The 14,858-nt window shown below is 38.6% G+C and carries 12 protein-coding genes and 1 tRNA gene; 8 read left to right on the top strand and 5 right to left on the bottom strand.

The genetic code is table 11. The features are described 5' to 3' along the window. The first annotated feature begins 3 nt into the window (after nt 1–3). The 3 genes from P0077_RS11960 (at nt 4) to P0077_RS11950 (ending at nt 1,758) form a co-directional block, all read left to right on the top strand. On the top strand, nt 4–441 hold the full coding sequence (locus P0077_RS11960; RefSeq protein ID WP_276165482.1) for a TPM domain-containing protein: 438 nt from the start codon (nt 4–6) through the stop codon (nt 439–441). Next, nucleotides 422–1,219 (top strand): TPM domain-containing protein, encoded by a 798-nt coding sequence (locus P0077_RS11955; protein ID WP_276165481.1) that lies wholly within the window; start codon nt 422–424, stop codon nt 1,217–1,219. Before P0077_RS11960 ends, P0077_RS11955 begins: the two co-directional genes overlap by 20 nt. Before the next feature lie 116 nt (nt 1,220–1,335). Then, on the top strand, nt 1,336–1,758 hold the full coding sequence (locus tag P0077_RS11950; RefSeq protein WP_276165480.1) for a hypothetical protein: 423 nt from the start codon (nt 1,336–1,338) through the stop codon (nt 1,756–1,758). A 69-nt stretch (nt 1,759–1,827) separates the two neighbouring features. Here the strand turns inward: P0077_RS11950 and der are convergent, their stop codons facing one another. The 5 genes from der to P0077_RS11925 all read right to left on the bottom strand — a co-directional run bounded on the left by der (nt 1,828) and on the right by P0077_RS11925 (nt 7,627). Beyond that, nucleotides 1,828–3,132, bottom strand: a complete 1,305-nt coding sequence (gene der / locus P0077_RS11945; protein ID WP_276165479.1) for a ribosome biogenesis GTPase Der — start codon at nt 3,130–3,132, stop codon at nt 1,828–1,830. Nucleotides 3,133–3,277: 145 nt separating this feature from the next. Continuing rightward, nucleotides 3,278–4,810 carry a choice-of-anchor I family protein gene (locus P0077_RS11940; RefSeq protein WP_276165478.1) on the bottom strand — a complete coding sequence of 511 codons (1,533 nt, stop codon included), beginning with the start codon at nt 4,808–4,810 and terminating at the stop codon, nt 3,278–3,280. A gap of 106 nt (nt 4,811–4,916) precedes the next feature. Further along, entirely contained in the window at nt 4,917–5,801 is an 885-nt protein-coding gene (gene era, locus P0077_RS11935) for a GTPase Era (RefSeq protein WP_276165477.1), read from the bottom strand. A gap of 10 nt (nt 5,802–5,811) precedes the next feature. Beyond that, nucleotides 5,812–6,276, bottom strand: coding sequence for an RNA methyltransferase (locus tag P0077_RS11930; RefSeq protein WP_276165476.1), 465 nt, complete (start codon nt 6,274–6,276; stop codon nt 5,812–5,814). Next, the gene (locus tag P0077_RS11925; protein ID WP_276165475.1) at nt 6,263–7,627 is read right to left on the bottom strand and encodes an alanine/glycine:cation symporter family protein; all 1,365 of its coding nucleotides are present in this window, start codon (nt 7,625–7,627) and stop codon (nt 6,263–6,265) included. The genes P0077_RS11930 and P0077_RS11925 overlap by 14 nt, the downstream gene beginning before the upstream one ends. A gap of 192 nt (nt 7,628–7,819) precedes the next feature. Between P0077_RS11925 and P0077_RS11920 the strand changes: the two genes are divergently transcribed. The 5 genes from P0077_RS11920 to P0077_RS11900 all read left to right on the top strand — a co-directional run bounded on the left by P0077_RS11920 (nt 7,820) and on the right by P0077_RS11900 (nt 14,823). Continuing rightward, nucleotides 7,820–7,892: transfer RNA gene (locus P0077_RS11920), tRNA-Met, on the top strand. Nucleotides 7,893–7,947: 55 nt separating this feature from the next. Further along, on the top strand, nt 7,948–9,411 hold the full coding sequence (locus P0077_RS11915) for a tyrosine-type recombinase/integrase (protein WP_276165474.1): 1,464 nt from the start codon (nt 7,948–7,950) through the stop codon (nt 9,409–9,411). Next, nucleotides 9,408–10,187, top strand: a complete 780-nt coding sequence (locus P0077_RS11910; RefSeq protein WP_276165473.1) for a hypothetical protein — start codon at nt 9,408–9,410, stop codon at nt 10,185–10,187. The genes P0077_RS11915 and P0077_RS11910 overlap by 4 nt, the downstream gene beginning before the upstream one ends. A 306-nt stretch (nt 10,188–10,493) precedes the next feature. Continuing rightward, nucleotides 10,494–13,244: a substrate-binding domain-containing protein gene (locus P0077_RS11905; RefSeq protein WP_276165472.1), complete on the top strand. Its 2,751-nt coding sequence runs from the start codon at nt 10,494–10,496 to the stop codon at nt 13,242–13,244. A 229-nt stretch (nt 13,245–13,473) separates the two neighbouring features. Continuing rightward, nucleotides 13,474–14,823 (top strand): sugar porter family MFS transporter, encoded by a 1,350-nt coding sequence (locus P0077_RS11900; protein WP_276165471.1) that lies wholly within the window; start codon nt 13,474–13,476, stop codon nt 14,821–14,823. The last annotated feature ends 35 nt before the right edge of the window (nt 14,824–14,858 follow it).

Here is a 14,858-nt window from a genome sequence, read left to right as displayed (position 1 = left end):
GATATGTCTAGAGTAGAAGCATTTTTAACTGCGGAAGAAGAACAAGAAATTGTTGAGGCTATACATATAGCCGAGAAAAATACTTCTGGCGAAATCAGAGTGCATATTGAACCGCATACCCGATTGGAAGCTATTGAACGGGCCAAGGAAGTGTTTCTACTTTTAAAAATGGATAATACCAAAGAAGCCAATGGCGTCTTGATTTACGTGGCGGTAAACGATAGAAAATTTTCCATATTCGGAGATAGCGGCATCAACAAAGTGGTACCCAATAATTTTTGGGACTCTACCAAAGATGCTATTCAAGATCAATTTAAAAAAGGAAAGTTTAAGCAAGGAATCATTGACGGAATTTTAAAAGCCGGAGAAGAACTGCAAGCCCATTTTCCATGGCAACAGGGCGATAAAAACGAACTCAGCAATGAAGTATCTAAAGGGTAGTCTACTTACAATCGTACTCTTTTGCTTTACTCTAGTTACGGCTCAGTATCAAATTCCCGATAAGCCGAAACTAGAGACTAGTGTCTATGATTATATTAATCTTTTGAGCTCTGGTCAAAAACAGAAATTAGAGCAAAAACTGATTCGTTATTCAGATAGTACCTCTACGCAAATCGTAATTGCCATTATTAGTTCTACGGAAGGAGAAAATATTAACTTTCTGGGCGCTCAATGGGGCGAAAATTGGGGAATAGGCCAGAACGATAAAGATAATGGAATACTGGTTCTTTTAGCTAGAGACGACCGACGGATAGCTATTAACACAGGGTACGGCGTAGAATCGCGACTAACCGATGCCCTATCGCGACGGATAATTGACCAAGCCATATTACCTGCATTTAAACAAAACGACTATTACGGAGGCTTAAATGCTGGCTCTGATGCTATTTTCCAAGCCCTGAACGGTGAATTTACCGAAGACCGCTCATTTAACGATGGTAGCGGTTTTCCTTTGGGTAAATTTTTGCCGTTTATTATTTTCTTCATTATTCTGATCATCTTATCAAACCGAAACAAACGTGGCGGCGGTGGACGCAATGGTGGAAAACGTGGCAGCGGCCTTGACCTTTGGGACATTATTATCCTAAGCAACATGGGGCGTAGTGGTGGCTCCGGAAGTTTTGGAGGTGGTGGTTTTGGAGGAGGTTCCGGCGGCGGTTTTGGCGGTGGCTTCGGTGGTGGTGGCTTCGGCGGCGGAGGTGCTTCCGGTGGTTGGTAAATTTTGAATTTTATCATTACACGGATTGACGCAACCTTTTTTCCAGCAGCACATCTTGTAGGAAAATCGCCGTGAAGAAGTTACTTTTTGCTATACCCCTATTTTTTATTCTTTCGATGTGCAAGTCCGATGATGTAACAGATTATGACTGTTCAGCAGTATTGTGTGAATCTGGCTTCTCTAATCTGGACTTGGAACTTGTGGACAGTGAAAGTAATGTGAATCTACTGACTAATGAGACCTATTCTGCTTCTGACATAACTATCTCTGGAAATGAAACTGTAGAATTTTCAATTCAAGTTGTATCCGAAAAATCAGTTTTAACCCTGTCCGATTCCGAATGGGATACTGGAACTTATGATTACGTTTTATCCGTTGGGGATAAAAATAGTCTCGACCTAACTTTAAAATTAGAACGGTCAGGCGGTAAAGGTTGCTGCTCAAACACCCTTTTACTAGATTCTTTTGAGATTGACGGAGAAGTTCAAGAAGAAGATACATTTTTAACATATAAAATCCCTATAAACAATATAGACTAGTCTAAATCACTTATAGGGATAATAATGCTAATAATTCTTCCGAAGAAAATGAAACTTTTAAAACTTCGTTTATTTCTTCCTCATATAAATTGTAATCGGCACACCGCTAAAATCGTAATTTTCTCGCAACTTATTCTCTAAAAACCGCTTGTAAGGTTCACGAACGTATTGTGGTAAATTACAAAAGAACGCAAACTGCGGATAGTTGGTAGGCAGTTGTGTGATATATTTAATTTTTACATATTTATCTTTATAAGCTGGTGGCGGTGTACGCTCAATAATTGGTAACATTGTGTCATTCAGCTTACGGGTCTTAATTTTTCTAGACCGACTTTGATACACCTCAACAGCAGTTTCAATCGCTTTATAAATACGTTGTTTAGTTAATGCCGAGATAAATAAAATGGGTACATCTACAAAAGGTTCTAACGCCTGTTTAATACGTATAGTGTACTCTTTCATGGTGTTGGTTTCTTTGTCCTCTACCAAATCCCATTTATTAACTAGAATAACGATACCCTTGTTGTTGCGTTGTGCCAGCCAGAAAATATTCTCAACCTGACCGTCAAAACCACGTGTAGCATCAAACATCAACAAACAAACATCACAATGCTCAATAGCACGCACGGAACGCATAACTGAGTAAAACTCCAAATCTTCTTTTACTTTGGCCTTCCTTCTAATACCCGCCGTATCTACAATATTGAAATCAAAACCAAAACGATTGTATTTAGTGTCAATACTATCTCTTGTGGTTCCCGCAATATCGGTTACGATGTAACGGTCTTCACCAATGAGTGCGTTTATAAATGACGATTTACCGGCATTTGGTCTACCCACTACGGCAAACCTGGGCAGCTCACTCTCTTCTTTCTCTTTTTCAGGAAGAACTTCTACCAAATCATCAAGCAAATCTCCTGTACCACTACCGTTAATACTTGATAAAGTATAGTAATCACCTAAACCCAAGGCATAAAACTCTACTGCATCTTCGGCACGCTTGGCATTATCCACTTTATTCACTACCAAAAAAACCGGCTTTTTAACCCTACGTAGCAGGTTGGCCACATCCTCGTCCATTCCGGTAATGCCGCTTTCTACATCTACCATAAAGATAATGGCATCCGCTTCATCAATAGCGAGTTCTACTTGCTTATCAATTTCCTGCTCAAAAATATCGTCGCTACCTTGAACATAACCACCCGTATCTATTAAGGAAAACTCTTTTCCGTTCCAATCACTTTTTCCGTAATGACGGTCACGGGTTACCCCACTTACGGCATCGGTAATAGCTTCCCTTCTTTGAATCAAACGGTTAAAAAATGTTGATTTCCCTACATTTGGTCTCCCTACAACGGCTACAATCGCACTCATACTTCCTTAAATTTGCTGCAAAAATAGTATTAATCCCGATGGAATCGTAATTCTAAACAACTAATCGTAAGTAAATTAAAAAGACAATCCCCAAATTTCAAAAAGAAACATGGGGATTCTATAATTTTCAGTTCGTTAAAACCGACTATTTTATCTCAAAAATAGATACGGTATTAGATACTTCATTGGTGATAACCAAAAGGTTTTCTCCATTAGGCGACTCTTCAGCAGGGATAGTTAAAAGTCCCTCAGGAGCAACATCTTGCGTATTGAAAATCCACTTTAAGAATACAGGTGCGGACGGACTTGAAATATCATATACAAACGCTCCACCCGTTCTTTCCAAACCTACGAACAACAAAGTAGACTCTCCTACTTTAAGAGTTGTAACCGATTCTGGCTCTGCACCTTTATCATCACTTCTACCATCAGCTTCACCCTCATCATTATTAAACAAAGCAGGAGCAATTTCCAATGTTTTTCTTCCTATTTCATCACCACTATCATAAACCATTTGCCCTTGAGGAGACCAGATTGTAAACGAACGTGCCCCGTAGGAATAGATTTTATCAAAATCACCATCACCGTCCGTATCTCCATTAGCCGTTGTAGTCTTTAAACGACCTAAATTTCCTTCAGCCTGTAATTCTTCAGCATTTGGAAAAGCCGTAGCATCCAACTCTAAATCCTCTACTCTTACCTCTTCAGAATACCCGTCATAATCACGAGAATCACCTTCATTTGCAGAAATGATGTATCCTGCACCTCCTATTTTAGCAAACGTAATAGCATCTGGGTGGTAAAAACCTAACACAGGCCAAGTCTTAAAATTACCCACAATATCATCCTTATTACTAGCGTCCATAGCATTTTCAGCAAGCGAGTGATCTTTTACCCCCAACCCAAAAACATCCGTTAGGGTCATTGAAGTTAAATCCACTACAGCCATACCGTTATTTTCCTGTAAACTGATGTAGGCATACTTACTATCATCAGAAACCGCCACGTATTCTGGCTCAATATCCTGCGCCACCGAAGCCCCAGGACCAAAAACCCGAAAATCGTTTCCTATGGTTTGACCGTTGTAATTGGTAAAGAACAAAGTATTCACCTCATTTTTCTCAAGGTCGATTACCGAAATAGAACCTTCAGGGTCTACCGTATAATCGTCGTTTGGCTCACCTTCATTGGCTGCAACAATATATTTTCCATTAGGACTGAAGGTAACCATATCCGGTAATGCTCCGGCAGGATAAGAGGTTTCCAAGGTCATAGTAGCAGTCTCGTACACCTCAATTGTTCCGTCTGCTTGCTTGTTGTCGTTCTCTACGGCAATCGCCAAAAGTCCATCATGAACCGCAACACTATTTGGAGTACCGCTTAAAGCAATAGATGCTTGTTTTGCAGGGATTGTTGGTTCAGAAATATCCCAAACGGAAACTTCACTTTCCACAGGGTTTACAACGAACAGTTTACCAGTCTTGGCATCGTAAGCACTAATTTCGGCAAAACCTTCATCTCCGGTACCGTTTGTAAAACCACCGATTCTAGTAAAAGAAAGGTTGGACGGATCTACGACCTCTTCATCTATAGGGTGGCCGACAAGGTCTTCTAGTTTTTCACAAGAAAAAGTAGCTAATGCAATAAGAATAAGCGGAATACTTTTAAATTTTTTCATCTTCAGGTTGGTTATTAATCACCAAAGATTAAATTTCAGGGTCACTTAAAGGTTAGCTAAAGAATAACCAATGTTTACTAGAATGCAACGAAATGGTTAACTACATTTAGTTATTGTAACCAAAGCGTTTTAACTGACGGGCATCATTACGCCAATTTTTATTGACTTTTACGTATAATTCTAAATGCACTTGTTTACCAAAAAACTTTTCTAAGTCCTTACGGGACTCTACCCCCACCCTTTTTAACGCAGCGCCTTTATGACCAATGATAATCCCTTTTTGAGAATCACGTTCCACCATAATTACGGCACGCATTCTAATGATATCCTCATCTTCAAAAAATTCTTCGGTCTCTATTTCAACGGAATAAGGAATTTCCTTTTTGTAATACATTAAGATTTTTTCCCTAATATTCTCATTTACAAAGAACCGCTCAGGCTTATCCGTAAGTTGGTCTTTAGGGTAATAGGCAGGTGCTTCCGGAAGCAATTCTATTATTCGTTCAAAAATATTTTTAATATTGAAGTTTGATAAAGCGGAAATAGGATGTAGTTCTACAGTGGGAAGCATTTCTTGCCAGTATTGCACTTGCTCCTCCAGCAATTCTTGGGTTGCGGTATCCACTTTATTCAGCAATAACAGAACAGGAATTTTGCTATTTTTTATTTTTTCAAAGAAAGCTTCATCCTTCAATGCCTTTTCACCAATCTCAACCATGTACAAAAGTACATCTGCATCTTCAAAAGCCGATTTTACAAAATTCATCATAGAAGATTGCAATTCATAGGCAGGCTTAATGATACCCGGCGTATCCGAAAGGATTACCTGAAAATCATCACCATTAACAATGCCAAGAATACGGTGCCTTGTAGTCTGTGCCTTGGAAGTAATAATAGAAAGTTTCTCGCCTACAAAGGCATTCATTAAAGTGGATTTTCCCACATTGGGATTCCCTATAATATTTACAAATCCAGATTTATGATTTCCCATACTTTATCTTTTAACGCATTCGCGGTTTTGATAGATTCCTATCATACATAACAATACTTCCGGCTACAGCCACATTAAGGCTTTTCTCCGATTTAAAACGAATCAAATGGTGCGACTTTTCACAAGCTAGGTTAGAAAGTCCGTGGTCTTCCGCTCCCAGCAAATATACGCATCGTCTTGGGTGTTCAAAAGTTTCCAGGTCAACCGCATTCGCTTTCATTTCTACCCCGACCAGCATAGCACCTTTGGGCAAATTGTTATAGAATGCCTCAAACGTATCATAATGAAAATAAGGCATGGCCTTCACGGCATGGTGCGTATCGCTTGCCTGTTTGGCATATCTATTACCAATCGTGAAGATAAAACTAGCGCCCAGATTTTGTGCCGTTCGCCATAATACCCCTAAATTTTCAGGCGTTTTTCCATTTTGGATACCAATACCAAAAAACTCATGTTCAAAATTATCCGTGCTCACCTTTTAACCTCTGAAAATATTTTTTTGCTTCGCTGTTCACCTTTGGTGCCAGCAAAAGTACGGCAATCATATTGGGTATGACCATTAAAGCATAGGAAAGATCTATAAGGTTTTTTACTAAATCCAAAGAAGCTACGGCTGCAAATACGATCATAAGTACAAAATACCAATTATAAAACTTCCCGATTTTTGCATTGGTCAAGAAAGAAAGACATTTTACACCGTAGTAAGAATATGTGAACAAAGTTGAAAAAGCGAATGCAGTAACTATTACCATGAGTAAAATATCACCATAACCGAACAGCGTGGTCTCAAATGCCGATAGTGTCATAACTATTCCGCTTCCATCTTCTAGATATGCACCACTTAATATAATAACTACGGCTGTGAAAGTACACACCAAAATAGTATCTATAAAAGGTCCGAGCATGGCTACAAGCCCTTCTTTAATAGGATTATCCGTTTTTGACTGCCCATGATACATAGGTGCACTACCCAAACCTGCTTCATTGGAGAACATAGCCCTACGAACCCCAATAATAACCAGACCCCAGAACCCTCCGGTAACAACGGTCTTAAAATTCCAAGCTTCCGTTATAATCAGTTTTAATGAAGGGATGATCTGCGAAGCGTTCAAGACCATAACAACAACCACCGCTACTAGATAAACCAATACCATAAATGGAACGATTGCAGATGCAACTTTGGCAATTTTGGTAAGTCCACCAAAAATCACAAAAGAAGTAACGACGGCCAGAACAACGCCTATTCCCAACTGCCAGTTGAAATCACCAAAATTGGCAATAGTTTCGTTGGGCTCCACCACACTCATAAATGTTTCCGTAAACTGGTTTGCCGTAAAAACACCCAAAAATCCGAATAAACCACAGACTGCAAAAAACAGCGCCAATGGTTTTGCTTTAGGACCCAAACCTTGGGTAATATAGTACATAGGCCCTCCTTGCAATTTACCATCAGAGTCCGTACTACGGAACATAATGGCCAGACTACAGGAATAAAATTTGATACACATACCAATAAGTGCCGTAACCCATATCCAAAAAACAACACCAGGTCCTCCGTCATGTATGGCAATGGCTACGCCAGAGATATTACCTAGACCCACCGTTGCCGCAACCGCAGCCGACAGGGCCTGAAAAGAACTGACATCTCCTTCAGACTTATCATTATCATACTTACCTGCCGTTATGGCAATGGCATGGCCAAAGTACCGATAGGGTAAAAACTTAGAATAGAAGACCAAAAAAAGTCCGCCACCAATAAGCAAAAGAAACATGGGCCACTCCGTAAAGGGCAGTGCTGCAGAAATAAAATCATTAATTGTATCCATAAATAGGCTTGCTAGTCCCGAAGGTATGGAATTTGGAGATTTTTTAGGGTATGCATAAAAAGATTCTGCTCTAAGTTTGGTTTTAAGTAAAAAACAGTTGTATATTTGTCGCCCGTTACGAATAGTAGCGCACCTTTATCTCGTCAGCGTAATGACCTGAAGTTGCAAGACAAGTGAGATAAAAACCCATATCGCGGGGTAGAGCAGTAGGTAGCTCGTCGGGCTCATAACCCGAAGGTCGCTGGTTCGAGTCCAGTCCCCGCTACTAAGCCGAAAGGCAATAAAACCAACGGTCCGTGTACGCACAGACCGTTTTTTTTATGCCCACTATTTCCGTAGTTTTACAAACAGTAAACGAAACAGTATACACTTTCCCCATGAAACCGAACTTTACCGAGCCTAAAATTTACACTGGCGGGGTAGATGTCCGTCAATGGTCCAAGCTCTCAAAAACAGAGCAAAAAAAAGCCCTTAAAAAACCTTGGTATGTCTATTTTTCCTTCCGCGATCCCAAAACGGGAAAGTTAAAACGTCAAGCGGGCATCAAAGGTGGAGCCAACAGATATACTACAAAAAGAGACCGACTTTCCTTTCTTAAGGTTCTTCAGGCCAAACTGCTTTTTCTCTTAAAGGAAGGGTTTGATCCGTACCAAAAGAATACCGAGCTGGAAAACAAGTTTAAAAAAAGGAAGGTTTCTACAGCCGACAATAAACCTGAAGCCCCACAAGAATTTAGGGCAACCCAAACCCTATCCCAAACGACAGTACCAGAAACCCCGACAGAGTTAATTAAAAAAGACCATACAGAAACTGACAAGACTCCCCAAAAGCCTAACAAAGAGAAAGAAAGTATTGAGGAGCCCTTAATATCCGTGGCCGAAGCCTTTGAACTGGCACTCAAAATAAAAAAGAGCATCCTCAACCAGAACTCGTACCCGAAGTACCGAAGCCGTATCAACAGGTTCCAAAAGTGGCTGGATGAAAACGATTATGATGTTTCCGATATCCGAAAGATAGACCGAAAAACGGTCATCTCGTATTTGAACGACGTATTGCAACAAACTAGCCCAAGGAACAGAAACAATACCAGAGCGGCACTTAGCTCACTGTTCAGCACGCTCGAAGAGAACGAACTGATTGGAGAGAACTTCATTCTTAAGATAAATGTACTTCGGTCCGTTCCCGAACGCAACAAGACCTACACGCCACATCAACTCAAGGAGATTGACAGTTATCTAAAGACCAACGACCCGTTGTTGCGTCTGTTCGTTCAGTTCGTTTCCTATAATTTCCTGCGGCCCATTGAAATCTGCAGGTTGAAAATCGGGGACGTGGACATACAGGACAAGAAAATATATGTCAGGGCGAAGAACAAAGTGGTGAAGATCAAGATTATTCCCGATATCATGATAAACAACATTCCGGATATATCGGACATGAACAAGGAACATTACCTGTTCACCCCAGAACGGATCGGTGGTGAATGGGAAACAGACGAATCTAACAAACGTGATTATTTCTCAAAACGTTTCAAGAAAGTGAAGGACCATTTTAAGCTTGGAAAGGACTATGGTCTTTATAGTTTTAGGCACAGCTTCATTACAGGGCTCTACAGGGAAATGGCAAAAACGGCCACATCCGAAGAGGTAAAGAGCAGGTTGATGCTCATTACGGGCCATACCAGTCCCCAAGCATTAGAGAAATACCTCAGGGATATAGATGCTGCATTGCCGGAGGACTATTCCAATCTCATTAAACCAAAGGACAACAACGATACGCCATGACCTATTTCGGACTCTTAAAAGATTTGGACCTGAACTCTATGACCATCAAAGAGCTTAGGCGCATACACCTTACGAAGGGACTTTTCCATCAGGTCAGGCGTATACCCCTTTCTTTGAATGGCAGTCCTAACCCCGTAACTTCTGAAAACAGTGAACCGGTATACGTACCTAATGCGGCATTGACAAAAGAATTTTACGGTTATATATTGGATGTATACGAAGATGTAATCGAAAACTCGCTGATCGGGTTCTTCTATTCGTATGAGGAGGACATACTCGGTCTCGATGCGGAAGAAAAAAGAAAAGTCGCCTTGCGCTATTACAAAGAGATCGTAAAGTCGGCCATTGAGGATAGGTTCGACATACTCCGAAATGGCAAATCCCCCGATGGTCATACAAAGATTAGTAGGGCAAAGAAACTGGAACTGTTCGGAATAAGACAGGAGGTCTTACAGGAGCGACTGACCACCGAAAACCAAATCCCCCTCTCCTATTTTCTTATAGGGGATGCTACCTATTTTGACGATTCCCTTGTCTATAAAATTCCTATTCTTGAGGAAGTACTTCGGTTCGAGGCTTCCCTTAAAATTCTCTTGATACTGAACGAGGAGTTCCAATTTGAGGGGGATGAATACCTAACTACCCATGAGAAGACACGGAACTTTGACGATAAAACAGGACCCAAGAAGACAAAGAAAAAAAAGACTCCCCTGATATCGGACGATGAGGCCATTGCGTTCTTGATAGATACGGTCTTTTCAAAACCATCAAAGTAGCACCACACATGTTCACCATAGGTGTGGTCCTTTCTTTATGGTTATTTTGAGTGGTTTAACCACACCATGTAACCCTATCGACAACCATACTAAGACTAATTACGACCATAGTAACCTTCTTAATGAATACATTTCAACTACACATAACCATACAATATCCGTAGTACTCATAAAATTTTCAGCTATTAACGATTATAAACATACCAAGCTGACTCTGTCTAGGAATACCTGTGTATATATTGTATAGATTAAGTAATTGCCTCCATATTTACAATTTCACTAAGTTTACAACTCAACAAAAAACTCATGAGATTATCACGTGTTTATTTCCTTTTATCGCTAGTACTTGTCTTTAGCGCTACAATTAGCTCATGTTCAAAAGCCAATGTTCCCAATAAAATAAATATTGGTTTCTCTCAAGCTATGACAAACGATGAATGGAGACAATCTATGAACAGCTCTATGGAGCTACAAGCTTCGCTATACCCTCATGTCAACTTAACTATTTATGATGCTAACTATGATGTTCAAAAACAAATAGCCGACCTAAACATGTTTATTGTGGACAGTGTTGATATTATCATAGTTTCACCAATTCAATCCAAACCTATAACTTCTACAGTAGAAAAAGCACTTAACGCAGGAATTCCTGTTTTAGTTGTCGATAGAAAAACTGATGATCAAAAGTATACAACCTATGTTGGTGCCGATAATATTGAAATAGGCAGAAACGCTGCCAAATATATAGCTTCCAATATACAAGATTCTTTAAGTGTTCTTGAAATAAAAGGGCTCGCCGGATCATCGCCTGCAGAAGAAAGAAGTATTGGCTTCCACCAAGTCATAGATGATTTTTCTGAAGTACAATTTGTTGGCACCATAAAAAGTAATTGGGAAAAAGAATCTATTGCTGATAATTTTCGACAGTTTTTACAGGACCATGGCCCAATAGATTTTGTCTTTGCCCATAACGATAGGCTAGCTCAAGGGGCATGGGAAATAGCACATAACCTAGGAATAGAAGATAAGATAAAGATTATTGGTGTTGATGGATTAAGCGGTTCAAATGGAGGCATAGAGCTAGTCAAGAATGGTGTATTGACAGCTACTATTTTATATCCTACAGGAGGAGCAGAAGCATTGACCACCGCTATGAAAATCTTAAATGGCGATAAAGTTCCTTTACACAATATTCTTTCCAGTACCGTAATCGACAGGTTCAATGCTGACATTATGCAAAATCAATTTAGCAAAATAAGTGAACAACAAAGACTTATTGAATCTCAGGTGTCTGCCATAAAACAGCAAGAAAAACAGTACTATTCTCAAAATAATACACTCAAAATTATTCTTGTTTTTTTCTTAATCATCTTAGGTCTTGCTGTCTATAGCATCTATTCTAAAATGAGTATTTCTAAAAAGAATAGACAATTGGAAATCACTAATGAAAAAATAACGGTCCAAAGAAATCAAATCGAAGAGATAGCAAATGAGGTAAAGGAAAGTAATGAAGCCAAAATGAACTTCTTTACAGGGCTTTCTCACGAATTCAAAACACCAATCACACTAATAATGAGCTCAATAGAGTCGTTAAGGGAGAAAAACAAAAAAGAAGGATACAAAAATAGTTTTGAAATAGAACTCATACAAAATAATTCAAATCGTCTTCTAAGGCTTATCAACAATTTACTGGATTTTAGGAAAGTTGAAGGTCAAAAATTTAACATTAGAGCTTCAAACACTAATATTTTCAAATTCACCAATAATATATTTCAAGAGTTTAAAGGTGAAGCCGACAAAAGAAGTATTAAACTTGAAATCAAGACCAACAATGAAGACCTCAACCTTTTTATAGATAGGAATTTAATGGATAAGGTTTACTTCAACCTACTTTCAAACGCATTTAAATTCACTCCCGATAACGGTAAAATTGATATTGAAATTAAAGATAATTTAAACAAAAGCAATGTATATATTCACTTTAAGGATAATGGAATTGGGATTCCAGATGAGGAATTGAATAACGTTTTTACTCCATTTTTTAAAGGTTCCAATAACAGAAAGAATAGTTCTGGCGTAGGACTACATTTGAGCAAGCAATTTATTGAGCTACACCTAGGTAAAATTGAAGTTCAGTCATACCATGGAACTGAATTTATAATTACCCTGTTCAAAGGAAACACTCATTTTAATGAAGATCAAATTGTTGTTGATCCTGAGTTAATTGACACAAACCTTGTTGAATACACGGAGGAAACCGTCTATGACGACGGACTCACTGAGTCGAAAGAAAGCTCTAACAATGAAGGATATTCCATTCTTTTAATAGAAGATAATCGCGATTTAACATTATTCCTAAAAAATAAATTGAGTCAAGAGTATATCATCTTAACTTCGGATGGAACTAATGCCCTAGAGCTAGCATTCGAACACATTCCAGATGTAATTCTATGTGATGTAAATCTACCTGATCAAAATGGTTATGAATTATGTGAAATTCTAAAAACTGACTTACGCACCTCTCATATACCGGTAATATTATTGACTGCATTGGGCAATAAAGAATCCTTTATTAAGGGATTACAATGTGGCTCTGATTTATATTTAACCAAACCCTTTAATTACTCAATCCTTACTCAATCTATTAAATCTCTATTATATAACAGAGAAAAGTTAAGATATTACTACACCAATAACATCCATAATATAGATCAAGGACACTCATTTGGAGATGCTGAACAGTCATTTGTCCGGGAGTTAAATCATCATATCAAAACCAACCTTGAAAACGCAGAGTTTTCTGTTGAGAATTTAGCAGAACTTTTAAATGTATCTAGGGTACAACTCTATCGAAAAGTAAAAGCTATGCTAGGAATGAGCATTAGTGATTACATATCAGACTACCGTCTCGAAAAAGCTAAGTCGATGCTCCAAACCTCAAATCGCTCCATATCAGAGATTGCTTATTGCACTGGTTTTTCTTCTCCAAATTATTTTTCCACCTCATTTAAGAGCAAATATGGTGTTACACCTGGCAGTTATAAAAAATCGCTTTAATCTTGTTGCTCGTAAACTTGTGAATGAATGTATCATTAGTGAAGGTTCAGTTACATAAGTATAAGTGCATTAATTTTAATCTGTTAAAATAAATAGCACAAAAACCTAGTAATCAGATATTTAGAGCTAAGCCAGTTTATGTTAACAGAATCACAACAAATTGTAACATTAGCAAATAAACAATTATAAAATTTAGAATAATATAGTCTTCGTATTTAATAATTGAGATATGAAGAAAATATTGGTGTGGTCTATCACGGCTGCTTTAGCAGGTTTCCTTTTTGGTTTTGACACTGTTGTTATATCAGGCGCAGACAAAAAATTACAAACTTTGTGGGGTTCCTCAGATGTGTTTCATGGAACAATTGTTATGGCCATGGCACTGTGGGGGACAGTAATTGGTGCCCTATTTGGTGGTATACCTACGAATAGATTGGGTAGAAAAAAGACTTTAGTATGGATAGGAGTTCTTTATACAGTTTCCGCATTGGGCTCTGCCTTAGCAAACGACCCACTTACATTTGCTGCCTTTAGATTTCTAGGTGGTTTAGGTGTTGGAGCATCTACTATTGCCGCACCTGCTTATATTTCTGAAATTGCCCCAGCAAAAGACAGGGGGAAATTAGTAGGCCTGTATCAATTTAATATTGTTTTTGGTATTCTAATTGCATTTCTCTCGAATTATTTGCTAAATGGTGTTGGAGAAAATGCTTGGCGCTGGATGTTAGGTGTTGAAGCAATTCCTGCTATTATCTACACTTTGTTCGTATTGACCGTTCCAAAAAGTCCTAGGTGGTTAATCACAAAACTTCGAACGGATGAAGCCCACGACGTTCTTAAAATAATCAATCCAACTACAGATATTGAAAAAGCTATTCTAGAAATAAAACAAGAAAATGACACCCGTGTTAATGGGGAGAACATTTTCATGAAAAAATATCGATTACCACTAGTCCTAGCCTTTTGCATGGCTTTCTTTAATCAAGCATCAGGAATTAATGCCTTTTTGTATTATGCTCCACGAATTTTAGAAGAAGCTGGTTTGGGCGAAAGCACCGCTTTGCTCAGCAGTATAGGTATCGGAATAACTAATTTACTTTTTACTCTTACTGGAATATTTTTAATAGATAAGGTGGGTAGAAAACAGCTTATGTATATAGGATCTATTGGCTATATCATATCCCTATCCTTAGTATCATGTGCATTCTTCTTAAATTGGGAGGGCATATCAGTTGCTATTTTCCTTTTCTTATTTATAGCTGCTCACGCTTTAGGACAAGGTACTGTTATTTGGGTATTCATTTCGGAAATTTTTCCAAACCACCTACGAGGTTCCGGTCAATCCTTTGGCAGCTCTGTTCATTGGGTTCTTGCAGCCGTTATCCCTTCGCTAATTCCCATATTATTCACTTCCATAGGAGCAGGGACCGTGTTCGCATGTTTTGCTTTTATGATGTTCGTTCAATTATTATTTGTTGCTTTTATAATGCCAGAAACGAAAGGTATATCATTAGAGATACTGAGTAAATCATTAACCCGGTCCCGGTCTATGACTGGTACGAATAAAGACTCTAAATAATATAAAAATCATAAAAATTAGAACTCAAACAACTG

This window comes from Zobellia alginiliquefaciens (assembly GCF_029323795.1).
In the GTDB taxonomy this organism is placed as follows: Bacteria; Bacteroidota; Bacteroidia; order Flavobacteriales; family Flavobacteriaceae; genus Zobellia; species Zobellia alginiliquefaciens.
This window is presented reverse-complemented; position numbering and strand designations above follow the sequence as displayed.